Raw genomic sequence first — 24,737 nt, 5'->3', positions numbered from 1 at the left:
GGGGAGATGCCCATATTGCATTTACGGCAGGAGGTTCTATTTTGTCAAAGTTTTATTCTCTTTTCAGTTCCAGCAAGGGCAATGCGTCCTTTGTGGGCAGTCCGTCCGGCGGTGTGCTGGTGGATGCCGGTGTGTCCTGCCGGAAGCTGACCCAGTCCCTACGAGCCCACGATATCCCCATAGAGGCGGTGCAGGGTATCTTTATTACCCACAGTCACAGCGATCACATTGCCGGGCTGCGTGTATTTCTGGGAAAGTATAACATTCCCGTTTACGCCACGGCGGAAACATTGGCGGAGATACAGGATACTGTTGCGCTGCCGGACAGCGTCATGCTGTATGAGATACAGCCGACAGAGACTGTACATACCGGAGACATTGCCGTAACGGCATTCTCCACCATGCACGATGCGCCCGGCAGCTGCGGCTATCGCTTTGACATGCCGGACGGACAGAGCTGCGCCGTCTGTACAGATCTGGGCTGCGTGACACCGGAGGTGGAACAGGCAGTGCTGGGGACGGATCTGGTGCTGTTGGAGGCAAATTATGATCCTCAGATGCTGCGTACGGGGCCGTATCCCTATTATTTGCAGCAGCGTATCCGTGGACAATATGGACATCTGTCCAACGGCGACAGCGCCGGTCTGGCGGAACAGCTGGTGCAAAGCGGTACGACACGAATTGTACTGGGGCATCTCAGCGAAAACAACAACACCATGCCTCTGGCACAGGAGACGGTATTGTCCCATTTGCAGGAACAGGGTATGTGCCCGAACCGGGACTTTTTGTTACAAGTATCCGCACCCTGCGGTCTGGAACAGGCGGTGATCTTCTGATGCAGACGATACAGATCTTAGCACTGGGCAAGTGCAAGGAATCCTATCTGCGAGAGGCTTGCCGGGAATATGAAAAGCGGCTTTCCCGGTTTTGTCAGCTGCAAATTGTGGAACTGGAGCCGGTATCCCTGCCCCAGGATCCCTCTGATCGGGAAATTGCGCAGGCACTGGAGAAAGAGGGCACAGAACTGCTGAAACGTGCCCGTGGGTTCTGCGTTGCCATGTGTATTGAGGGCAAACAGCTGGATAGTCCGGCATTGGCGGCGAAGATCGCAGATGCTGCCTGCGGCGGCGACAACGGTGCAGTAACCTTTTTTATCGGCAGTTCCTATGGACTGGCACCGGCGGTAAAGCAACGTGCACAGCTGCGTCTGTCCATGTCGGAGATGACTTTTCCCCATCAGCTGGCACGGGTCATGCTTCTGGAGCAGATTTACCGTAGTTACCAGATCTTGAATGGGACGAAATATCATAAATAATCGGGAGTGATCTTTCATGCAGAAGGCAATGACCATTGCCTATGAAGTAGGCGAAAATCTTTATTTGAATATCACCAACCACTGTCCCTGCGCATGTACATTCTGCATCCGCACTATGAGCGATGGTGCATACGGCTCGGATCCCTTGTGGCTGGAGCACGAGCCGTCACTGGAGGAGATACGCACAGCGTTGGATGGGTTCGATGTGACGAAATACAAGGAAGTGGTGTTCTGCGGCTTCGGTGAGCCTACGGAGCGGTTGGATGTACTGCAGGAGACGGCACGTTATCTGAAATCGCGTGGGGTGAAATGTATCCGTCTGAACACCAACGGGCTGTCGGATCTGATTCATGGCAGATCTACGGCGGCAGATCTGGAAGGACTGGTGGATATTGTTTCCATCAGTCTGAATGCCGGAACGGAAGAGGCATATCTTGATGTGACACGCCCGAAATTCGGGGCAGAGGCGTTTTCTGCAATGCAGCGGTTTGCAGTGGATTGTAAGGCATATGTGCCTCAGGTGATGCTGACGGTAGTGGATGTGCTGGAGCCGTCGGAACTGGCGGCGGCAAAGCAGCTTGCGGAAAAGCTGGGGATTCGGCTGCGAATCCGGAAGTTTGACGATGCAGCCACCCGGCGGTAAATAAAAATAAAACGGACGAACATACGCTGAGCGGCTATGTTCGTCCGTTTTTCAGTAAAAAAGCAAGGCAATACACACAAGTACGGCATCGCCACAGGCGGCAATGAAGCTTTTTGATTCAGCAATTTCTCGAAAATGCTGGTGGGGTCAAGGAGCAAAGCCCCTTGTCGCTGCCTGCAGGCAGCGTCCCTGGACCTGCGCCAGCTGTGCTCAGCTGGACCAGCATGATGTGCAGCCTTTTACTTCGCCATTACGCTTTCGGCTTTTTCATAGTCAGGGAGATGCGTTTCCTCTTTGTATCTACATCCAGCACCCAGACTTGTACGACATCGCCGACTTTTACCACTTCCAGCGGATGCTTAATGTACCGGTCGCAGATCTGGGAAATATGCACCAGTCCGTCCTCATGGACACCGATGTCCACAAAACAACCGAAGTCAATGACGTTCCGAACTGTTCCCGTCAGTTCCATGCCCGGTTTCAGGTCTTTCAATTCCATGATATCGCCGCTGCGCATCAGAGGCGGCGGCAGTTCATCTCTGGGGTCACGTCCCGGCTTTGCCAACTCTTTGACAATATCCGTCACTGTGGGCACGCCGACGCCTGCCTTTTCTGCAATGGCAGCCATGCCGTGCTTCTGGGCAATGGTTGTGATCTCACTGCGGCTCTGCCCGGATATATCTGCCAGCTGGAATCCGCATTCTTTCAGGATCGTCTCAGCTGCACTGTAGCTCTCCGGGTGCACTGCCGTATTGTCCAGAGGATTTTTTGCACCGGGGACACGGAGAAATCCAGCGCACTGCTCAAATGCCTTCGGCCCCAGCTTTGCCACTTTTTTCAGCTGCTTCCGATCAGTGAATGCACCGTTTTCTGTACGGTATGCCACGATGTTTTTGGCAATGGTCTGGTTAATACCGGCGATGTGGGACAGCAGAGAGAAGGAGGCAGTGTTCAGGTCAACGCCCACATGGTTCACGCAATCCTCTACTACGCCATCCAGTGCCGCTGTCAGCTCTGCTTTGGGCATGTCGTGCTGATACTGCCCTACGCCGATCGCCTGGGGGTCAATCTTCACAAGCTCCGCCAGCGGATCCTGGAGCCGCCGTGCAATGGACACAGCACTGCGCAGGGAAACGTCATATTCCGGGAATTCCTCAGCCGCTAGCTTGGATGCCGAATAGACAGACGCACCGGCTTCGGACACTACCATGTATGCCGCCTTGTGGGGGAGTTCTTTCAGCAGATCTGCCACCACTGCTTCTGCCTCACGGGATGCGGTGCCGTTTCCGATGGCAACGGCGGTGACGTGGTGCTGTATCATCATGCGCTGCATGGTCTTTTTGCCCTGTTCCATTTGTCTGCCTTCGCCGAGCGTAATATAGGCAACGCCGGTGTCCAGGACTTTTCCGGTTTCGTCCACTACAGCAAGCTTGCATCCGGTACGGTATCCCGGATCGACTCCCAGAACAGTGCGGTTTTTCAGCGGTGCCGCCATGAGCAGCTGACGCAGGTTAGAGGCGAATACCTGAATGGCAGAAGCCGCCGCCTGTTCTGTTAGCGCCTTGCGTACCTCACGCTCCACTGCCGGGAACAGCAGCCGCTGAAAGGCATCCTCTGCCGCCGTCTGCACTAAGATACCGCAGGGACTTTGATTTTTCACAAACTTGTGCACCACAATAGACGGCCCATGTCCTTCCGGCAGCACCAGGGAAACCTTCAGTGCATTTTCCCGCTCACCTCGATCTAGTGCCAGCACACGATGACCGGCAATACGCTTTACCGGCTCCTGATAGTCGTAATAATTCTGATAGGGCGTTTCCGCCTCCGGGTCAGCGGCACGGGAACAAATGGTGCCGGACAGCATGGTGAATCGGCGCATCTGTTTGCGCAGGTCGGCATCGTTCGCCATTTCCTCCGCCAGAATATCCATGGCACCCTGAAGTGCGGCGTCTGTGTCGGGGACTTCCTTTTCCGGGTCAACAAAAGAAGCCGCTTCGCTGTCCGGGTTTGTCCGGGGATCCTGCTGCATCAGGATACGTGCCAGAGGTTCCAGTCCACGGGCAATTGCCGCAGAGGCTCTTGTCTTTCTCTTGGGTCGATAGGGCAGATAAAGATCCTCTGTTTCCACCAGAGTCTCTGCCCCACGGATCTTCTCGGACAGTTCCGGGGTCAGTTTTCCCTGGGCATCAATGGCGGCGATGATTTCGTCCTTGCGCTGTTCCAGCTTCCGGAGATATTGCAGGCGTGTGTCAATGGCACGGAGTACCTGGTCGTCCAGTGAGCCGGTGGCTTCTTTCCGGTATCGTGCAATAAAAGGAATGGTTTTTCCATCGTCCAGCAGGGCAATGGTGTGGTCGATTTGTTCCTGCCGCAGCTGAAATTCTGCAGCCAGTGTCTGATTGATATTCAACTTCTGTTACGCTCCAATCTGTAGGGATATGTCTCTATTCTACCAGAAATGAGGGAAAATTGCAAGGTGATTTTGAAGAGTGGTATTGCCATCTATTTTTCATTTAATGCGGCAATCACTGTTCTCGCCGCCTCTTCCGGAAGTGCCGTCAGCTTATATCGTTCCTGCCGCGGACCATTGCAGACCAGGTAAAGATGCCCCACGCCGTATTGCTTTTGCAGAGGCGTTTGTCTGAAATCTGCCCGGACGATATGACTTCGCTTGACTGTAATGGTATGGAACGTAAACCATTGGCTGAAATGAAACTGTACAGTTTCCGTGTCCATTGCCACATACTGCGTCAGAAGGGAGACGATGCGGATCAGGAGAAGCCATGCCAGGGGAATGACCAGCATGACAGAGAAAAACCGGATCATGGAATCGAATTTCGGCAGAAGATGGAGCAGCAGGATCCGTGCCGGTACAATGGCACACAGTCCGATGACCGGCGGCCATACGAAAGACCAGAAAAACCGCAGATTTGAACGTGCGGTGACATGGGGCTTTTTCAGGGACTGGGCGGCGTGAAGCTTTTGCAGCAGTGCCTGAGAGGATTTTTTTCGCATGAGCGGAATGAGTACGGGCAGGGTATCCCGGCGGCTGCCATAGCCGGGACAGCGAATGTGCAGAGATACCATGCCGCAGATCTTCATGATCAGGTTTTGCCGCAGGTCGGGAAAGACAATGGCAGAATCTCGGAGATGATATCGCCGCCGATTCAGAATCCCCATATGCACAGAGATGAATTCACTGCCGAACCGGATGCGGAATCGGGCGTAGCGCAGGAGATTTCGACCAAAGGAGACCAGCCACAGGGACAGGATCACGATGCCGATGGTGATGGCAATACGAGGAACGCCGTGAAATGCCGAAGAGGCACGCTCCGTGGCATCCTCCAGAAGCTGCTGCGCCTGGAACTGTTCCAGCAGATCCGATGTGATTCTGCCGCCCTCAAAAAAGAGAGTGGCAATGTACAGAGCGCCGGAGAAGCTGCTGGAAAATAGTGCCGAAAAGAGCAGCACGCGCCATGCTGGAGTGTGGTATGCCATAGCTTTGGAACTGTCGTTTTGCAGCACAGGGATGTGCTGTCGCATCCGGTGCAGATCCCGGAGATAGAGGATCAGCTTCATGTCCGCTTCGGGGACGGAACCGGATGCCGTACTGATCTGTAGTCGGACAGCACGGATGGGACGCAGATAAAAGATGTGCTCTTCTACAGTGCATGTAATGCGATCCAGCGGAATTTCTGTTTCCTTTTGCAGCAGCAGACCACTCTTTGAATGAATGGAGATCTCATCAAAGTAGTACACGCAGGACTGCCACCGCAGTGTACCGATGCCCAGGATCAGCAAGGCAATCAGCAGATCGAACCATGCGCCGGCGCCCCAGTCGATGAGATTTTGCAGGGAAAAGGGATAAAAGCGCAGACTGCGCAGCAGAGGGAAGATCAGGAGCCAGAGGTTTTTGGCACTGTAGCGCAGAATCTTGATAGGATGCTCCCGATAAACGGCGGCATCCGGCGGTGCATTTACCGACATGCGTTCCTCCTTTCACGGTGATTGTCAAATTGCATCAGGTCTCCTCTGCCTTCGTCTGACCGTTTTGATACACAGTTCTTTGCAGGAATGCCTGGATCTCTTCGGCATCAGATTTGCTCAGAAAGGCGAGAAAAACCGTGCCGCCATATGCGTGCAGGGGGATGAAATTCATCCCCGTTTTATGGGAGCCGGGTATCCGGAAGATGCTGCTGAACTGGAGCGCCTGGGTACGCATGGTCTGTTCCTGGATGAAAAGAATGCCGCAGCGTTTGGTGATATGGGTGTCAGAAACTGTGTAGGAAATGGTGCAGAACCACATGGGCAGGAGCAGTGTAGAAAGCAGAATTGCCGCCGCTGCGAAAAGAATCGTCAGCGTCCAGAGCATCCAGTGGGGCAGAAAGACAAGAAAATACCACACCAGAATGATCAGAACAACGGCAACTATGGGCGTTGCGATTTGTAATGTATACTGCGCATGGCGATCGGCATGATACTGTTTCATGTGTTCCTCCTGTGGGCATACTTTTCTATGTCACTATCATATAATAATATATCAATATTATACCTTACCAATGCGGATACGTCAAGAAAAATGTGTGAGAATTTTGTTTATCCAGATTGTAGGGAACGACCTCCTTGTCGTTCCGACTAATACAGATTCTGAGGGAACGACACAGGGGTCGTTCCCTACAAGTTGCGAATGGGCATAAGATACAAGGAGATTGCTATGCTGGAACGAATTGCATCTATGGTCTGGGGACCGGGTCTGCTGGTACTTCTGCTGGGAACAGGGCTGTGGCTGAGTCTGCGCAGCCGTTTTTTTCAGCTGCGCGGATGGAAAACCATTCTTCGTGAAACTTTTGGAAGTCTGCGCCGGGGCTCTGGCGATTTGAAGGAAGGCACACCTGCACTGACCCAGTTCCAGACCTTTTCCGCAGCACTGGCAGCGGCAATGGGTACGGGCAATGTCATCGGTGTGGCAACTGCCCTGTGCATCGGTGGACCAGGAGCAATTTTCTGGATGTGGATCTCGGCTTTCCTGGGCATGATGCTGACTTATACGGAAAATGTACTGGCAATGCGCTATGCCCGGGAACTGCCGGACGGCACTCGTGTGGGCGGTCCCATGGCATATCTGCGCTATGGTCTGGGCAGCCGGATGCTGGCGGCACTGTACGCCGTCTTTTGCATTGCCGCCTCTCTTGGTATGGGCAATATGACCCAGAGCAGCGCCATTTCTGCCTTGGCGGAGGAAGCGTTTTCTATACCGCCCCTTGCTGTGGGTATTGCCGTAGCGGTTTTGCTGGGGTGTATATTGCTCCGGGGCGTGCGGGGTGTGGGGAGTGTGATTCAGTGGCTCATGCCCTTGCTGTCGGCGGTGTATATGCTGTCTGCACTGGCGGTGATTGTTCGGCACGGGGATGCTTTGCCCCAGGCATTTCAGTTCATCTTCCGGGGTGCATTCGGGCTTGATGCAGTAGGCGGCGGCATTTCCGGAGCATTGCTCCGGGAAGCAGTACGGACGGGATTGCGCCATGGGATATTTTCCAACGAAGCCGGTCTGGGCAGCAGTGCCCTGGTTCATGCCGGAGGCTCTTCCCGGGATGCGTCTCTCCAGGGCATGTGGAGTATGGTTGAGGTGGCGCTGGATACGCTGGTATGCTGCACGCTGACAGCTCTGGCGGTACTGACCAGCGGCGCCATGGAACAGGCACAGGATGCCGGAAGTATCATTACGGCAACATTTTCCGGCATTTTCGGCGGCGTGTCTCCCCAGATCATGGCGATTATCACGGCACTCTTCGCCTTTTGTACCCTTATCGGCTGGGGCTGCTGCGGGGAACAGGCAGTGGGCTATCTCTGGGGCACACGGGGACTCCAGCCCTATCGCATTTTGTTCTGCCTGGCTGCCGGTGCCGGCGCAGTGGTCTCTCTGGGAGCAGTGTGGGCTGTCTCGGATATTGCCAATGGGCTTATGGCGATCCCCAACCTCCTGGGGCTTCTGCTCCTGTCAGGAAAGGAAAAGCTGCACTGTGCCGAAAAAAAGAAGGTTTCTAACGGTTTTGTAGAAATTCCGGAGTGTGAGTCGTGAATAATTGTCCAAAAAGCAAATTTTTCTCAAATTCCATTGACATTGAATCCGGGAAATCGTATAATAAAACTATGTATTGCTGTACGTGAAAACGAAATTGCAGAAACAGACCGCGTTTTTTAGAGGGCGGGGACTACTTCTGTATTACAACTGATTGGATGAGAATGCTGCCTGCTGTGCGGACGTTTTATTGCCGGTAGGCCGTATTTTATATTTATCATATTTATACATATATACATACGGGAAAGCTGTATTCTTGCGTGATATGGCAAAACCCGGTGAAATCCAGGGCGATGTGTACAGGATGTGCTGTGCAGAATGGCTGTTCCCGAAGAGAATGGAACGATGCAAATCCGGCGTGAATGACCGGAAGCTTGGGAATGCTGCACGAAAAAGCACGGAATTGCAGAACGACGAAACAATGCACGAACCTTGTTAAATTTGAATACGAATCCCTGACTGGAACAGCGTTAAGATTTTTCACGGGGGATTCGTAGGAAATGCTGCAAATTGACACTGCCATCGCCCATCGGAAGAAAGCGAGGATACTTGATTGGCTACAGAAAAAGAACAGGTACGTGAACCACGCAGCGGTTCACAGACGAGAAAGAGAAACTATGGCGCCAGACCGCGTCAGCAGGGCGGAGAACGGAAACCCTCTGGCAGCCACCGCAGCAATGGCAGCCGCAGCGGTGCAGCACAGCAGACAAGAGCACCGAAACGGGAACAGAAGCGTACACCAGTACGGATCATTCCCCTGGGCGGTCTGAACGAGATCGGAAAGAATATGACTGTGTTCGAGTGCAGCAATGATATGTTCATTCTGGACTGCGGACTGGCGTTTCCGGATATGGACATGCCGGGTGTTGATATTGTCATCCCGGATTTCACCTATGTGGAGGGCAACAAGGACCGCATCCGGGGTATTGTCATTACCCACGGCCACGAGGACCATATCGGCGGTCTGGCATATCTTCTGAAAAAAATCAACGTGCCCATTTACGGCACACGCATGACTCTGGGACTCATTCGGGGCAAGCTGGAAGAACACGGACTTCTCAAGCAGGCGAAGCTCATTGAGGTAGAACCCCGGAAAACCGTGAAAATGGGCTGTATGGCAGTGGAATTCATCAAGGTGAACCATTCTATCCCCGGCGCAGTGGGTATGGCGATCCACACCCCGGCAGGCATCATTGTGCATACCGGGGACTTCAAGGTGGACTTTTCTCCCATTGACGATGAGATCATCGACCTGGCACGCTTCGGCGAGCTGGGCAGCCGTGGCGTTCTGGCGCTTATGGCAGATTCCACCAACGCGGAACGGACAGGATTTACTTGCTCCGAGCGCACTGTGGGCGGCTCCTTTGAAAAGCTGTTCAAGCGTGCCGAGGGACGGCGTATCATCATTGCCACATTCTCGTCCAATGTGCACCGTGTACAGCAGATCATTGACCAGGCACAGCGGTACGACAGAAAAATTGCCGTGTTCGGGCGCAGTATGATCCATGTCATTGAAACAGCCACAGAATTGGGCTATCTGACAGTACCCAAGGGTATGATTATCGATATCGACGAAATGAGCCGTTATCCTGACGAGAAGATCGTTCTTGTGACAACGGGAAGCCAGGGCGAACCCCTGTCGGCACTGACACGAATGGCGATGAACAGCCACAAAAAGGTGTCTATTACCCCCAACGACTTTATTATTATTTCGGCAAAGCCCATTCCGGGCAACGAAAAATATGTGACCCGTGTGGTCAACGAACTGATGAAATCCGGTGCAGAGGTGATCTATGAGTCCATGTACGAGGTGCATGTCTCCGGTCACGCCTGTCAGGAGGAACTGAAACTCATTCAGGCACTGACAAAGCCCAAGTTCTTCATTCCGGTGCACGGTGAGTACAAGCATCTGGTGAAGCATGCGGAAATTGCGAAATCCATGGGAATGCCGGAGGAGCGCATCCTGATCTCCAGTATCGGTGATGTGATTGAAACAGACGGTCAGACCATGCGTGTGGTATCCCAGGTGCCCGCAGGCCGTGTTATGGTAGACGGTCTGGGCGTAGGCGATGTGGGCTCCATCGTGCTCCGTGACAGAAAGCATCTGGCACAGGATGGTCTCATTATTGTGGTCATTGGTATTGAGCGCATGTCCAATACTCTGGTCGCCGGTCCGGATATCATTTCCCGCGGATTTGTCTATGTCCGGGAATCGGAAGAGCTTATGGACGAGGCTCGCCGTGTGATGATAAAGGTGCTGGACGGATGCAGTGCCCACGATCTGAAGGAATGGGGTACGCTGAAAACAAAGCTGCGTGACGTTCTGTCTGACTTTATCTACGAAAAGACAAAGCGCAGCCCCATGATCCTGCCCATCATTATGGAAGTATAACGCCAAGGAGAATGCAGCATGAAACGAAAATATGGGGTGCTCATCGCCACAGGGATTCTGTGGTTCATCAGCGTTCTGGTGCCGCTTCTTTTTGCGGTGCTGGGAAAGATACCCCAGCGGTGGCTGGCGATTCAGTTTCTGGTGATCCTGCTGCTCGGTATTTTGCTCTGTGCGGAGTGGTTCTGGCTGCGCCGTGCAGAACGACAGCATACCATGGCTGTCCGTGGAAAGATCGAAGGCGCCGGCATGGCAGCGCTCCAGAGTCTGGGCGTGCCGGTGGCGCTGACATCCCACAGCGGGGAAATTGTCTGGTGCAATGATATGTTCCGCAGCCGCTTTGCGCCCAATCGTTCTGTTCTGGGACGGTCGGTGCAGGAGGTGATCCACCTGAATCTGGCGGCACTGGGTCAGAACCGGGATCTGCTCATGGAGCACAACGGTCTGAGTTATCGGGTGCACGCCGTTCCCAGTGTGCAGAATCAGCAGGAATTCATTGCGGTGCAGTTTCTGGAAATTACCGATATTCTGCGGCTGCAAAATGAAAATACCAATTCCAGACCCTGTGTCATGCTGCTGGTCATCGACAGCTATGACGATTTGCTGCAATATGCCAGGGAGAGCGAAAAGGCGCAGGTCTCTGCTGAGGTGGAGCGTGTACTGGAAAACTTCATGCAGGGCACAGACGGTATCATCCGCAAGGTGGAGAACGATCTGTTCTATGCGGTCATGGAGTCCCGGCATTTGCATGAGATCATGAACAACCGCTTTCATGTGCTGGATGAGGCACGGCAGATCCGGGTCAACGACCGGATGCATATTACCTTTTCCATTGGTGTAGGTGATGGGGCTGCTTCTCTGGCGGAGAGTGAAAAATTTGCCCGGCAGTCTCTGGATATGGCACTGGGGCGTGGCGGCGACCAGGCGGCAGTCAAGACGGAAAACGGCTTCTGTTTCTTCGGCGGTGCATCCAAGGGCGTGGAGAAGAAGTCCAAGACTAAGATTCGTTCTATTGCCCTGGCGCTTCAGGAACTCATAGAGAATTCCGATCAGGTGTTTCTCATGGGACACCGTTTCGGCGATCTGGACTCCATTGGTTCGGCGTGTGGACTTGCCGGGGCAGTGCGGCTTATGCAGAAGCCGGCGTATGTGGTAGTACACCAGCAGAGCTGTCTTGCCACCCAGCTGATTCAGCGGATGAAGCAGTGCAGCGACAGCCCCTGTTTCATCGAACCCATGGATGCCCTGGCGCAGGTGTCAGAAAACAGTCTGCTCATTGTGGTGGATACCCACAACAAGGACATTCTGGAAAGTCTGGACTTGTACCATGCGGCACGGTATGTGGTGGTCATCGACCATCACCGGAAAAACGTCAATTTCATCGAAAATGCGGTGATTTTCCACCACGAGCCCTATGCTTCGTCGGCGTCGGAGATGGTGACGGAGATCATACAGTATTTCCGGTTGGATACAGAAATTTCGGCGGCATATGCCGATGCGCTTCTGGCTGGTATTATGCTGGATACGAAAAATTTTGTCATGCGCACCGGTGTGCGTACCTTTGAAGCGGCGGCATATCTGCGGAAGATCGGTGCGGATACCATTCAGGTGAAAACCCTGTTTTCCAATACCATTTCCACCTACTCCATGCGGTCGCAGATCGTCTCCCATGCGGAGTTGTACCGCAACAATGCCATTTCCGTGGTGAAAATGCAGGGGCAGGACACGCGTGTCATAGCGTCGCAGGCGGCAGACGAACTGCTGAGCATTCAGGGGGTGGAGGCATCCTTTGTGCTGTATCTGGAGGAACACGGCGTGAGCATTTCCGCACGGTCTATGGGCAATGTCAATGTCCAGGTGATCATGGAACAGCTGGGCGGCGGCGGTCACCAGACCATGGCGGCGGCACAGCTGCCGAACTGTACCATTCAGGAGGCAAAGGAACAGCTGCTGATGATTCTGGAAGCTCAGGAAATGAAGAAGGATTAGGCATGAGAATTTCGTGTTTCTATAGAAAGGATGATTGCAATGAAGGTTATTTTTACACAGGACGTGAAAGGCTCCGGCAAAAAGGGCGAGGTCAAGAATGTTTCTGACGGCTATGCACGGAACATGCTGCTGAAAAAGGGACTTGCTGTAGAAGCAACGGCGAAGAATCTGTCGGAACTGGCGGGAAAGCAGTCCTCTGCGGCGCACAAAATTGATGTGGAAAAGCAGAATGCCCAGGAGACAGCAGATAAGCTGAACGGCAAGACTGTAAAGGCTGTGGCAAAAGCAGGAAACGGCGGCAGACTGTTTGGCGCAGTGACTGCGGCACAGATCGCTGAGTGCATCGAAGCTCAGTATCAGTGCAAGATCGACAAGAAGAAGATCAGCCTGAAGTCGGATATCAAGAATTTCGGCACCTATGAGGCGGAGATTCGCCTGTATGCCGGCATTACGGCAAAGGTGACAGTGGAAGTTGTCGAGGGATAAGAAATCTCTTTGAAATGGGTGGAATGCGGGTCGTGGTTGCGTCCCGCATTCGTTATTCTTCGCCGCCTGCGGCGATAGAAAAGGAGGTTATGTTATGGCAGAATATACGCCTAACGAAAATGCCGAGCTGCCCTATAGTCTGGAGGCAGAACAGACCATTCTCGGCGCAATTCTGATTGATTCCGCCGTGCTGCCGGTGGTGCTGGAAACCATCCGCCCGGAAAGCTTTTTCAATGAACAGCACCGGACGCTGTTCCAGATCATTATGCAGATGTTCACATCCGGGGAAAAAGCCGATGTCATTACCGTACTCAACGCCGCTGTGGAACAGGGCGTGTTTGAGACGGCAGCAGAGGGCAGAACCTATCTGGCGGCGCTCATCAATATTGTGCCGTCTACATCTAATATTGAAAGCTATTGCCACATTGTGGCAGAGAAATATTACATCCGATGCCTTGCCTTTGCAGCAAGGGGCATTTTGCAGGAGATCCAGTCCGGGGAACAGAATGCCCAGACTCTGATGGATGCTGCGGAACAGCGTATTTTTGACATTCGTCAGGGCAGGGATGTCCAGGGACTGGTGAAAATCGGCGATGCCATCTGCGAAGCCTACGACCGCATCGGCAAGATCTCCGGCCCCGATAAGGAAAAATATCTGGGTGCAAAGACCGGATTCAAATATCTGGACACAGTGACTTCCGGTCTGAACAAATCCGACCTCATCCTGATCGCAGCCCGTCCGGGTATGGGTAAAACCTCTTTCGCCCTGAATATTGCCACCAATGTGGCACGCCGGGGGGATAAGGAAGTGGCAGTGTTCTCTTTGGAAATGTCCAAGGAACAGCTTGCAACCCGTATGCTCTCTACGGAAGCATTGGTGGATTCCAACAAGCTGCGAAACGGCTTTCTCACCAACGAGGACTGGGTGCGGCTTGCCACAAGCGCCGGCGTGCTCAGCGGTCTGCCTATGTTCATTGACGACACGGCAAGCGTGACAGTACAGCAGATCAAGGCAAAGCTTCGCCGGATGAAAAATCTCGGTTTGGTTGTCATTGACTATCTCCAGCTTATGGGCTCTACCCTAAAAACGGATAACCGTGTGCTTGTCATCTCGGAAATTACCCGTCAGCTGAAAATCATGGCGAAAGAACTGGATATTCCGGTCATCGTACTGTCGCAGCTGTCCCGTGGTCCTGAGAGCCGTACCGACAAGCGGCCTATGCTGTCCGACCTGCGTGAATCCGGTTCTATCGAACAGGATGCGGATATTGTCATGTTCCTCTATCGTGACGCCTATTATAATAAGGAAAGCCCTACCCCCAATGTGTCCGAGTGCATTGTGGCAAAGAATCGTCATGGCGAGACAGGCACCATTCAACTGGTATGGGATGGTCAGTTTACTCGCTTCTCCAATGCGGAGATGCGCAATGAAGGCTGAGTCCCTGCCCCGGCAGGTGCTGGCGCAATTCCGGGGACTGGATTGCGTACAGCCAGGAGATACGGTCTGTTGTGCTCTTTCCGGCGGTGCGGACAGCGTCTGTCTGCTTCGGTGTTTGCTGGAATTGCAGGAGGAGTTGGGGATTTCCGTGACGGCAGTGCATGTGGATCACCAGCTCCGCGGAACAGAAAGCGACCGGGATCGGCAGTTTTGCGAACAACTCTGTGCATCGCTGGGGGTGTCTCTGGAGGAATACACTGTGGATGTGGAAACACGTGCCCGGCAGGAACACCTTTCCACAGAGCTTGCCGCCCGGCAGTGCCGCTATGCGGTATTTGCACAGGTGCAGGCGGACTGGATCGCCACGGCGCACACAGCTTCGGATAATCTGGAGACCCTGCTGCACCGCCTGATCCGAGGCAGCAGTCTCCATGGACTGACAGCCATTCCGCCCAAAAACGGCAGAATACTTCGACCGCTTTTGACAGTGACCAGGGAACAAGTGGAGGCATATCTGGCAGAGCTGGGGCAGGCATATGTGACAGACAGTACCAATCTGACAGATCTGTACACACGCAACCGGATTCGTCACAGGATTGTGCCGGAGCTGAAACAACTCAACCCTTCTGTGGAACGCACCGCAGCCCATACCATTGCCGGTCTGTGCCGGGAGGATGACTACATGACACAGCAGGCAAAGGCGGCATATGCACAATGCCATACCAGTGCAGACACGTTGGAACATCTGGAGCAGATGCATCCAGCGCTGCAAATGCGCTGTCTGGCAATGCTGCTGGAGGAACACGGGCTTTCCTATGATGCGGCTCTGCTGGAGCGTCTCATGGCATTGGCGGTGTATGGGGGCAGGTGGAACTTGTCCCGGCGTGTTTATGCGGCGGCAAAACCGGGCACCCTTTGGATAGAAACAGCGCCGCCGGAACCCCTGGGAGAAAAAGTACCGCTGAAATTGGGAGAAAATCAGATTTTTCCGGGCTTTATCCTGTATGCATCCCTGATGGAAGCAGAAAATCATGGGAAAGAAGAAAATGTTCACGAAAAATTTGCAAATAGTTGCCTGGATTATGATAAAATAAAGGGTAACATCTTCCTGCGTCTGCGGCAGCCCGGCGAACGGATTTGTCTGCCTGGCAGAGATTTCACCTCGTCCCTGAAAAAAGTCATTCAGGCACAGGTGCCTCAAGGACGCCGGAAGACCCTGCATATTCTGGCAGATGACGATGGAATCGTATTTGCGGAATATATCGGTGCGGCTGACCGTGTGGTTCCCCATGAGAACACACGGCGGTTCCTGGTCATAGAAATCAGAAAGGAGCAAAAAAATGTCTGAGCTGGAAGCAAACATTGTACAAGTGCTGCTGACGCAAGCGCAGATACAGACACGTGTGCAGGAACTGGGCGCACAGCTGGCGGCAGATTATGCGGACAAAAAGCCACTGTTTGTGTGCCTGCTGAAAGGCTCCAGCATCTTTTTTGCCGATCTGGTTCGGGCAGTGCCGATTCCTCTGGAACTGGACTTCATGCGTGCGTCCAGCTATGGAGACGGAACAGTCACTTCCGGTCAGGTACAGTTTGAAGTACCGCTGTCCCAGTCTCTGGTGGGACGACATGTGGTGCTGGTGGAGGATATCCTGGACACGGGCACGACGCTTCATGCAGTGCTCCCGGCGATGGAAACCCAGAAGCCAGCTTCCCTGGCGGTGTGTACGCTGCTGGACAAACCGGAACGGCGGCTATTTGAAGTACCGCTGGCATACCGGGGCTTTTCCATTCCCGACGCTTTTGTGGTGGGATATGGACTAGATCATGCAGGACTTTACCGCAATTTGCCGTACATCGGGATTTATAGAAATTCTGACGAACAACAAAAGCATTGAGAAAAAGGCGCAGAGATCGCCGAAACAGAATGGAGTGAATGTGATTTGACACCAAAGAGAGGCAGAGGCATCGGAACTTATCTTGTGATCGTATTGCTGCTCATTGCAGCCCTGGTCTTTTTGCTGCCGAATTTGAAGGGCAACGTCAAGACACCGGAATATTCTGAGATCATCCAGCATTTTGATGATTATGATGTCAAGGAATATACCCTGGATCTGGGGTCCGGCGAGTTGGAGATGGTGCTGCAAAATGACGAGAAAATTGCATATGAAGTGCCGAATGTCCAGATTTTCCTGGAGGATACCCAGTATTACCGGGAGAAGTATAACGCCAGAAACGAAGTACCGCTGAAAGAGGATTTCTATAAGATCAAGGATACTTCCTGGCTGCTGACGATCATCCCCACAGTGATTCTTGTGATTCTGATGATTATCCTGTTTGCATTTATGATGCGGCAGGCAAACGGCGGCGGGAAGTACACTACATTCGGAAAGGCGAATATCAAGAATCAGATGAACACCCGGAAGGCAACCTTTGCGGATGTTGCCGGGGCGGATGAGGAAAAGCACGAGCTGGAAGAGATCGTGGACTTTTTGAAAAATCCCCGGAAATATGCGGAGTTGGGCGCAAGAATCCCCAAGGGCGTATTGCTTATGGGACCGCCCGGAACCGGTAAGACCTTGCTGGCACGAGCTGTCGCCGGAGAAGCAGGCTGCCCGTTCTTTTCCATTTCGGGTTCGGATTTTGTGGAAATGTTCGTGGGCGTAGGTGCATCCCGTGTGCGTGACCTGTTCGAACAGGCGAAGAAGAATGCACCGTCCATCATCTTCATAGACGAGATCGACGCTGTGGGACGTCACCGTGGTACGGGTATCGGCGGCGGACATGACGAACGGGAACAGACTCTGAACCAGCTGCTGGTTGAGATGGACGGTTTCACCGGAAAGGATAATGTCATTGTCATTGCGGCAACCAACCGCCGGGATATTCTCGACCCGGCACTGTTGCGTCCGGGACGGTTCGACCGCCAGATCGTGGTAGGCTATCCCGATGTCAAGGGGCGTGAAGCCATTCTGAAAGTACACACAAAGTCCAAGAGCGTCGGCCCTGACGTGGATCTGACTACCATTGCAAAGTCCACTGTGGGCTTTACGGGTGCAGATCTGGAGAATCTGGTCAACGAAGCCTGCCTGCTGGCGGCACGGAAGAACAAAAAGGCAATTACTATGGATGAAATCCAGGAGGCAACCATTAAGGTCATTGCCGGCCCGGAGAAGAAGTCCCACAAGGTGACGGAAAAGGAAAAGCGTCTCACGGCGTTCCACGAGGCAGGTCACGCTGTCTGCACGTACTACTGCGACCACCAGGATAAGGTGCACCAGGTGTCTATCATTCCCCGTGGTATGGCTGGGGGATATACCATGTCCCTGCCGGAACAGGACAAGAGCTTTGTCTCCAAAAAGGAGATGGAGGAGAATATCATCACCCTGCTGGGCGGCAGAGTTGCGGAACAGCTGGTGCTGGAGGATATCTCCACCGGCGCATCCAACGACCTGGAGCGTGCCACATCCACGGCACGGAGCATGGTCACACGCTATGGCTTCAGCGAGAAAATGGGGCCTGTGGTCTATGGTAACGACCAGAGCGAAGTGTTCCTGGGACGGGATCTGGGTTCGTCCAGAGATTATTCCGACCGTGTGGCGGCGGAGATCGACGACGAAGTGCGTTCCATCATTGAAAAGGCGTATGACAAGGCAAAGGAAATTTTGCAGGCGCACATGGATCAGCTCCATCTGCTGGCGAAGTATCTGATGCTCCACGAGAAGATCGAGCGTGAGGATTTCGAGGTGCTCATGCGGGGCGAGATGGATCCGGCAATGTTCGAGGATACACCGGCGAAACCGGAGGAAACTGCACCGGAGACGGCGCAGCCGGCAGATGTGCCGGAGGAGCCGGAGAAAACGGTAGAATAATGGAAAAGACCGTTGTGCCCTGGTGGGTATGGCGGTCTTTTATTTACGATTTATTTACAAATAAAGAGGGATAATCTGGTATAATATAAACAAATATATTTTTACGGAAAAGGAGTTTATGGGAAGATGAAGATTTGGAAGCGTGTTTATGGTGTGCTTTCTGCTGTTGCTGTGCTTGTCACTGGAATGACGAGTGTGGTTTGTTATGCAAATGATACGGAATCTGAGCCAGTACAGCAGACAGAAGCCGTGGATGTTCCTGTCGTATCGGAAGCACCCATTACGCCAAGAGCGGAAGCACAATATATTGTAACAGAAGTGCCTGTGATTTACGGTGCAGAGGAAACGACCACCATGACAACAACCACTATAACGACAGTTACCACACCACCTCCAGCCGAAATTGAATTTTCAGAGCCGCCAAAAAGCCTCCTATATGTTGGCAGTTCATTTTATTTGGATTATAGTATCGGATATTATCCTTATGGGGAGCCAACCGTCAATGGCTTTCAGTCCAGCGATGAAAGTGTTGCCGTAGTAACAGATGATGGTTATGTCACAATTGTTGGTGCAGGATCTGTGGTAATCACCCCAGATATTACCGGTTACTGTACATACAATGAGATTTATCTGGTGATTTCGGAAGATACTCCAGTATATACGCCGAGACTGGAAGATCTGACGTATGAGATCGTTAAAGACACAACGGCAGGAAGCATTTACTATAAAATTACAGATTGCGATGAAAGTGCACCTGTGGCGGAGATCCCTGGGACAATCGATGGCATTCCGGTACAGGTGATTGCGGAAGATGCCTTTGCATCTTGTAGAAATCTGAAATCTGTCACAATATCGGATAGCGTGACAAGTATTCCCGCTTCTGCTTTTGCTGGCTGTGTTTCACTGGAAAACATTGCGGTAGATGAGAACAATGCAAATTATCGCAGTTATGATGGTGTGTTGTATGATAACACCGGCAGTACACTGCTGTATTGTCCTCAAGGAAAAAACACAGTTAATATTTTGGCGAATACGAAAACAATTGATACAGGCGCATTTTCTGACTGTACCAAATTGACAGATATTGTGCTGCCGGATGGCATTACAGATATTTCTTCCAATGCCTTTTCTGGTTGTACCGGGCTGACAAGTCTTGTGATTCCATATGGCGTGACTGAAATTTATACTGGTACGTTTGCAAACTGTACCAGTTTGACAGAAATTCAAATTCCAGCATTTGTGTCAAGTATTTCAATGAATGCCTTTTCCGGCTGTAAAAGCCTGGAACGCATTACGGTGAATGAGTACAATACAACATATTACAGTTATGACGGTGCACTGTATCAGAAAACCGGAAAAACTCTGGTATATTGTCCTTTGGGAAAAATGTCAATTGAACTGTGGGATGCTGTCGTCAGTATAGATTTGGGGCTGTTGTCTGATTGTCCTATGTTGGAATCCATTACGATTAGCGACAGCAATCTGGCGTATTTTACCTACGATGGCGTGCTCTACGACAAATTTGAAAAAACATTGGTATACTGTCCATATAGCAGAAAGCATGTAGTTCTTTGGGATGGTCTGACAGCGCTTCCAGATCTGGCATTCCAGGACTATAAGAATCTGGAAAGTATTGTCATTCCAGATAGTGTGACAGATATGGGCGGCGGCATGTTCTATGGGTGCAGGAGTCTGACTAGTGTGACGCTGCCAAGCCAACTGACAAGTCTTCCTTCTGCTTATGAATACGACGGCAGATATAGAACGGATTATGGTTTTTTTCAGGGTTGTAATTCGCTGACAGAATTTGTAATTCCAGACGGCGTATATGCGATTGAAGAAAACGCATTTTATGAGTGCGCTGCGTTGGAAAGCATTGTCATTCCGGATAGTGTGACGAGCATCGGTAAAAGGGCATTTTCATATTCATATTCATTGAAAGATGTTTATTATTGCGGAACGGAGGAAGCGTGGGATTCTATTTACATTGCTTCAGGTAATGACTATTTGCTGAATGCAACGATTCATTATAATGCTTCGCCTGTGGTTACTACCACAACAACTACTACGACAATGACCACAACCACCACAACAACTACTACAACTTCCACTGAAACCACAACTGCTGATACGGGAGTTCATCTGCAAGTACCGTCTGAATCTGAGCTTGTTCCAGGAAACAGCTTCCAGATGTCTTGTAATGTTCCGCCAGAGGATGCCGTTTGGTATTCAAGCAATACAGATGTTGCCATAGTCGATGAAAATGGCGTTGTGACCATTGTTGGAACAGGAAGCACTTTAATTGTGATTTCCTATGATGGGAAAATGGATTCTGTGACACTGACGATCGAAGCACAGGGTACGACCACCCAGCCCATCAATGGAAACCTTTACGGCGACACCAACCTGGACGGCAGAGTAGATATCACCGACGCCGTACTCCTGAACAAAGCCGCTGCCGGTGCTGTCAAGCTTTCCGATCAGGCAGCTGCCAACGCTGATTGTGACGCTAACGGCGAACTGGGTACCAACGACGCCATTGTCCTGCTGAAATTTCTGGTGCATCTGGTGAATGCCCTGCCATGCACTGATTAACCCGAAATCATACCCTGAAACCGGATTGTGGAAACAGTCCGGTTTTTTGTATGGAAATCAAATTTTATAGGAGAATGAACCCCTCAGTCACGGCTGCGCCGTGCCAGCTCCCCTTTCAGGGGAGCCTCATCTGCCTCCCTTGAAAGGGGAGGAGGACCATTGCGCAGCAATGGTGGAGGGGTTTTTGATGCATACTTGACAAGCGCAATGGGTGTTTGCTATAATAAATATTATGGATTACTATGTAAAATCGGAGGAAATACCTATGAAACAGATCACAAGCTTTACCATCAACCATGACCACCTGAAACGGGGCATGTATATCTCCCGTGTGGATGGGGATGTGGTAACATATGACATCCGCATGAAGCTGCCTAACAATCCGGCGTGCGATTATCTGGAGGACAATGCCCTGCATACCTTTGAACATCTCTTTGCCACCTATGTGCGCAATACGCCTCTTTCCGATGACATCGTCTATGTGGGCCCCATGGGGTGCCGCACTGGGTTCTATTTCCTGACACGGGAGACCATCTCCGGCGCAGATGCCATTCGCCTGGTGCAGGAGACATTGCAGTTCATCCTGGACTTTTCCGGGGAGATCCCCGGGGGAAAACGCTGGGAATGCGGCAATTATCTCGCCCATGACCTGGATGGCGCAAAGGCAGTCGCACGGGAATTTCAGCCCGTCATGGCAGACTGGACGCCGGCGCAGCTGCAATATCCTCAGAATGTGTTAAACAGTACGGCTTCGGTCTGACAGAAAGAGGGGATACGGATATTGGATAATCAAGATCTATGGCTACCCATACCCTGGGTATGCTGTTGTTTTTCCTGCTGTTTCTGACGGGCTTCTGTCTCATGCTCCGGGAAATGCACTGGAATTATCGCTGGATCTGCGGTGCGGCGGCGGTTTTATTGGCAGTTGTCAGCTCCAGTGAAAAGCTGCGCGAGATCTTCTGGGTGCACTGGATCATGACGGCGCTCATTATGGTAGGGTATATCTGTGGCTATTTGTCTATGGCAAACTGGCGGCTTAACCCTATTGTCTGCACTTCTGTCGTTGTCTCCATGGCATTTGTGCACTGGGCGATTTCCGAGGGCAATTCCATGAATCGCATTGCCGGCGTTCTGTGTATCCCGGTGGTGTGCTTCTGTGCACTTAGCGTATGGAATGTGGCGTTGCTGCCAAAGGACTATTATAAGGAAAATACGCAATATCAACTGACGCAGATACTGGTGGAACATGGGCTGACCTATGGTTATGCCACGTTCTGGCGTGCCAATGCCATAACCGTGATCTCAGATTCAGAGATACTGGTGCGTAATGTGGAAATCGACGAGGGCGGCGTAAGCCCTGCGGAATATCAGACAGCAAAAAGCTGGTATGAGGATCAGCCGAATCAGGAAGAGTATTTCCTGTTGTTGGATCAAGGTGAGTATGATCTGCTCCTGAATCGAATGGATCCCCTGCTGCAAAAAGCACAGCGGTCGTTTTCGGTGACAGATGATAATGGTGTGTATTACCAAGTGCTAGTGTTTACAGAGAATATTTTTTGAGAAATGACAGAAAAACCGCATGGGTTCCGGGTGGAGCTCATGCGGTTTTGTTTTGCTGGTAAGTTCTTGTAGCCATTGAAGAAAGGCAGTTCTATAGAAAAAATCTATGGGAAGCAATTCAAAATTTTCTCTACCAAAAAGGCTTCTTTTGTGTTATAATGGAATTATTAATACTAATCTCTGATCAGTTCCATGAAAAGATTCGCCGACAGGCATTCGCTGATCAAGGAAAACGTCCGCAGGCAGGCTGTCGCCTGGCAAGGGCGTTTGACGACGAGCAGCGAGTGGATGGCGGTGAAGATTTTCATGGGTTTGGTCAGAGATTAGTATAGGCAACACCGCACAAAGAGCGCCTGGCGGCTTTGCACGTCATATGCTTGCATATTTTCCGTCATATTTCACAAAAATGCTCGTGAATACACAAAGTATTCACTCCGCTTTTTGTTTCATCTGACGAAAAATCTGACGGCGCATCTGACGCACAATCTTTGTGCGGTATTGCCTATAAAATAACTCAGGAGGAATTGACCATGTATCCATGCAGTCCAAACGCAAAAATTGAAACCAAATGTCTCCATGCCGGATATACCCCGGAAAACGGCGGCCCCGGCGTGATGCCCATTGTACAGAGCACGACCTATCGCTTTGATTCAACGGAACATGTTGCAGCACTGTTTGATATGCCAACAGAACCCATGTATTCCCGGTTTGCAAACCCCACCTGTGATGCAGTGGAACAGAAAATTACCGCCATGGAAGGTGGCGTTGGTGCAATGCTGACTACCAGCGGTCAGGCGGCATCTCTGCTGTCTGTTCTGAATCTGTGCAGTGCCGGGGACAGTCTGGTCTCCGTAAGTACCATTTACGGCGGTACTGTGAATCTGTTCAGTGTGACCATGAAACGCTTCGGTATTGAGTGCATCTGGGTGGATCCTAACGCCAGCGAGGAAGAAATTGAAGCGGCGATCCAGCCCAATACCAAGCTGGTTTTTGGTGAGACCATTGCCAATCCGGCGCTGACGGTGTTTGATATTGAGAAATTTGCCAAGGTGGCGCACCGGAATGGTATCCCGCTGGTGGTGGACAATACATTCGCGACACCGGTGCTCTGCCGTCCTTTTGAGTTCGGCGCAGATATTGTGGTGCACTCCACTACCAAGTACATGGATGGCCATGCTGTACAAGGCGGCGGCGTTATTGTTGACAGCGGCAAATTCGATTGGGCAGCCAGCGGAAAGTTCCCGGATTTCACCGAACCGGACGAGAGCTATCACGGCGTTGTCTATACCAGAGATTTCGGCAAAATGGCGTATATCATCAAGGCGAGAATGCAGCTTATGCGTGATTTCGGCTGCTATCCGGCGGCAAATTCCGCATTTTTGCTGAATCTGGGATTGGAAACACTGCCTGTGCGGATGCGGCAGTATTGTGCAAATGCCATGGCAGTTGCCGAGATGCTGAAGTCGTCTGACAAGATCGCATCTGTGACTTATCCGGGTCTGCCGGATGATCCGTGCCATGCTCTGGCGGAAAAATATCTCCCGGAAGGCACCAGCGGCGTGATTTCCATCTCCATCAAGGGCGGCAGGGAAGCGGCAGTCCGCTTTATGGATGCGCTCCGGCTGGCTTCTATTGAGGTACACGTGGCGGATATCCGCACTTGTGTGCTGCATCCGGCTTCTGCTACGCATCGTCAGCTTACGGAGGAACAATTGGTGGCTGCCGGTATTGACGGCGGGCTGATCCGGATCTCTGTGGGATTGGAAAACGTAGAGGATATTATTGCCGATCTGGAACAAGCATTGGATAAAGTGTAACACTATACTGCGGTGTTGCCTTAATAAGGCTGCCCAGGCTGCTGGTCCAGCTGAGCCTAGCTGGCGAGGTCCAGGGCGCGTAGCCCTGGCAGAGTCCAGGGACAGCATCCCTGGTCGCCGTCCGCAGACAGCAAATCACCCTGCGCCGTATTCCGGCGCAGGTCGAGGGTGGTGAGAAAAAGCGACAGCTTTTTCGAGACGGGGCGAACAAGACCGCCCTGCCTTGTGAAACCATCTAGTCAAGTAAACCGTTGAAAACGTCTCGGTGGGACGTTTTCAACGAAACTTGCGGGCGACCAATGGTCGCCCCTACAATGGGGGTTCTCTAAGATTCTTTGGGAACAGCGGGAGCAAGCCCCCGCCTTACGTTTTCAAGCCAAAAGATTTGCAACAGCATTCATATACGAAAAAAGCACTCTCTGCCATTGCAAAAGAGTGCTTTTTTCTGTTTAGGAGCTAAGGCAATACCGCACAAAGAACGCCTGGCGGCTTTGCACATCATCTGCTTGCATCTTTTCCGTCATATTTCACAAAAATGCTCGTGAATACACAAAGTA

At 52.0% G+C, this 24,737-nt stretch carries 19 protein-coding genes; 16 read left to right on the top strand and 3 right to left on the bottom strand.

What is annotated here, in order from left to right; translation table 11 throughout:
* Positions 1–41 precede the first annotated feature (41 nt).
* Genes Q0418_RS07520 through Q0418_RS07510 form a run of 3 tightly spaced genes read left to right on the top strand, consistent with a single transcriptional unit; the run spans position 42 to position 1,958 of the window.
* On the top strand, positions 42–836 hold the full coding sequence (locus tag Q0418_RS07520; protein WP_298483527.1) for an MBL fold metallo-hydrolase: 795 nt from the start codon (positions 42–44) through the stop codon (positions 834–836).
* Positions 836–1,315, top strand: coding sequence for a 23S rRNA (pseudouridine(1915)-N(3))-methyltransferase RlmH (locus Q0418_RS07515; protein ID WP_298483526.1), 480 nt, complete (start codon positions 836–838; stop codon positions 1,313–1,315). Before Q0418_RS07520 ends, Q0418_RS07515 begins: the two co-directional genes overlap by 1 nt.
* A 16-nt stretch (positions 1,316–1,331) precedes the next feature.
* Positions 1,332–1,958, top strand: coding sequence for a TIGR04100 family radical SAM protein (locus tag Q0418_RS07510; RefSeq protein ID WP_298483525.1), 627 nt, complete (start codon positions 1,332–1,334; stop codon positions 1,956–1,958).
* Between the two features lie 250 nt (positions 1,959–2,208).
* On the opposite strand, the gene Q0418_RS07505 is transcribed toward Q0418_RS07510, so the two are convergent.
* From Q0418_RS07505 to Q0418_RS07495, 3 genes are all read right to left on the bottom strand, one after another.
* Complete coding sequence (locus Q0418_RS07505) at positions 2,209–4,368, bottom strand: Tex family protein (RefSeq protein WP_298483524.1); 2,160 nt, start codon at positions 4,366–4,368, stop codon at positions 2,209–2,211.
* 92 nt (positions 4,369–4,460) lie between these two features.
* Positions 4,461–5,945 carry a PH domain-containing protein gene (locus tag Q0418_RS07500; RefSeq protein ID WP_298483523.1) on the bottom strand — a complete coding sequence of 495 codons (1,485 nt, stop codon included), beginning with the start codon at positions 5,943–5,945 and terminating at the stop codon, positions 4,461–4,463.
* A 34-nt stretch (positions 5,946–5,979) separates the two neighbouring features.
* Entirely contained in the window at positions 5,980–6,447 is a 468-nt protein-coding gene (locus Q0418_RS07495; RefSeq protein WP_298483522.1) for a hypothetical protein, read from the bottom strand.
* A gap of 225 nt (positions 6,448–6,672) precedes the next feature.
* Here Q0418_RS07495 and Q0418_RS07490 point away from each other — a divergent pair, with 225 nt between their 5' ends.
* The 13 genes from Q0418_RS07490 to Q0418_RS07430 all read left to right on the top strand — a co-directional run bounded on the left by Q0418_RS07490 (position 6,673) and on the right by Q0418_RS07430 (position 24,180).
* Positions 6,673–8,037, top strand: coding sequence for a sodium:alanine symporter family protein (locus Q0418_RS07490; protein ID WP_298483521.1), 1,365 nt, complete (start codon positions 6,673–6,675; stop codon positions 8,035–8,037).
* Positions 8,038–8,302: 265 nt separating this feature from the next.
* Entirely contained in the window at positions 8,303–8,476 is a 174-nt protein-coding gene (locus tag Q0418_RS07485; protein ID WP_298483520.1) for a hypothetical protein, read from the top strand.
* 114 nt (positions 8,477–8,590) lie between these two features.
* A complete protein-coding gene (locus tag Q0418_RS07480; protein WP_298483519.1) occupies positions 8,591–10,429 on the top strand; it encodes a ribonuclease J in 1,839 nt (612 codons plus the stop codon).
* A gap of 18 nt (positions 10,430–10,447) precedes the next feature.
* Positions 10,448–12,415, top strand: a complete 1,968-nt coding sequence (locus tag Q0418_RS07475) for a DHH family phosphoesterase (protein ID WP_298483518.1) — start codon at positions 10,448–10,450, stop codon at positions 12,413–12,415.
* Between the two features lie 39 nt (positions 12,416–12,454).
* Complete coding sequence (gene rplI / locus Q0418_RS07470; RefSeq protein WP_298483517.1) at positions 12,455–12,901, top strand: 50S ribosomal protein L9; 447 nt, start codon at positions 12,455–12,457, stop codon at positions 12,899–12,901.
* 94 nt (positions 12,902–12,995) lie between these two features.
* Positions 12,996–14,339 (top strand): replicative DNA helicase, encoded by a 1,344-nt coding sequence (dnaB, locus tag Q0418_RS07465; RefSeq protein ID WP_298483516.1) that lies wholly within the window; start codon positions 12,996–12,998, stop codon positions 14,337–14,339.
* Positions 14,329–15,687 carry a tRNA lysidine(34) synthetase TilS gene (gene tilS / locus Q0418_RS07460; RefSeq protein ID WP_298483515.1) on the top strand — a complete coding sequence of 453 codons (1,359 nt, stop codon included), beginning with the start codon at positions 14,329–14,331 and terminating at the stop codon, positions 15,685–15,687. The genes dnaB and tilS overlap by 11 nt, the downstream gene beginning before the upstream one ends.
* Positions 15,680–16,234 carry a hypoxanthine phosphoribosyltransferase gene (gene hpt / locus Q0418_RS07455; RefSeq protein WP_298483514.1) on the top strand — a complete coding sequence of 185 codons (555 nt, stop codon included), beginning with the start codon at positions 15,680–15,682 and terminating at the stop codon, positions 16,232–16,234. Before tilS ends, hpt begins: the two co-directional genes overlap by 8 nt.
* Positions 16,235–16,279: 45 nt before the next feature.
* Positions 16,280–18,208 carry an ATP-dependent zinc metalloprotease FtsH gene (ftsH, locus tag Q0418_RS07450; protein WP_298483513.1) on the top strand — a complete coding sequence of 643 codons (1,929 nt, stop codon included), beginning with the start codon at positions 16,280–16,282 and terminating at the stop codon, positions 18,206–18,208.
* 126 nt (positions 18,209–18,334) lie between these two features.
* Positions 18,335–20,803, top strand: coding sequence for a leucine-rich repeat protein (locus tag Q0418_RS07445; protein WP_298483512.1), 2,469 nt, complete (start codon positions 18,335–18,337; stop codon positions 20,801–20,803).
* A gap of 265 nt (positions 20,804–21,068) precedes the next feature.
* Positions 21,069–21,563 carry an S-ribosylhomocysteine lyase gene (locus Q0418_RS07440; RefSeq protein ID WP_298483511.1) on the top strand — a complete coding sequence of 165 codons (495 nt, stop codon included), beginning with the start codon at positions 21,069–21,071 and terminating at the stop codon, positions 21,561–21,563.
* Between the two features lie 38 nt (positions 21,564–21,601).
* The gene (locus tag Q0418_RS07435) at positions 21,602–22,363 is read left to right on the top strand and encodes a hypothetical protein (protein ID WP_298483510.1); all 762 of its coding nucleotides are present in this window, start codon (positions 21,602–21,604) and stop codon (positions 22,361–22,363) included.
* 530 nt (positions 22,364–22,893) lie between these two features.
* On the top strand, positions 22,894–24,180 hold the full coding sequence (locus Q0418_RS07430) for an O-acetylhomoserine aminocarboxypropyltransferase/cysteine synthase family protein (RefSeq protein WP_298483509.1): 1,287 nt from the start codon (positions 22,894–22,896) through the stop codon (positions 24,178–24,180).
* The last annotated feature ends 557 nt before the right edge of the window (positions 24,181–24,737 follow it).

Source organism: uncultured Ruminococcus sp., assembly GCF_937915125.1.
In the GTDB taxonomy this organism is placed as follows: Bacteria; Bacillota; Clostridia; order Oscillospirales; family Ruminococcaceae; genus Ruminococcus_C.
This window is presented reverse-complemented; position numbering and strand designations above follow the sequence as displayed.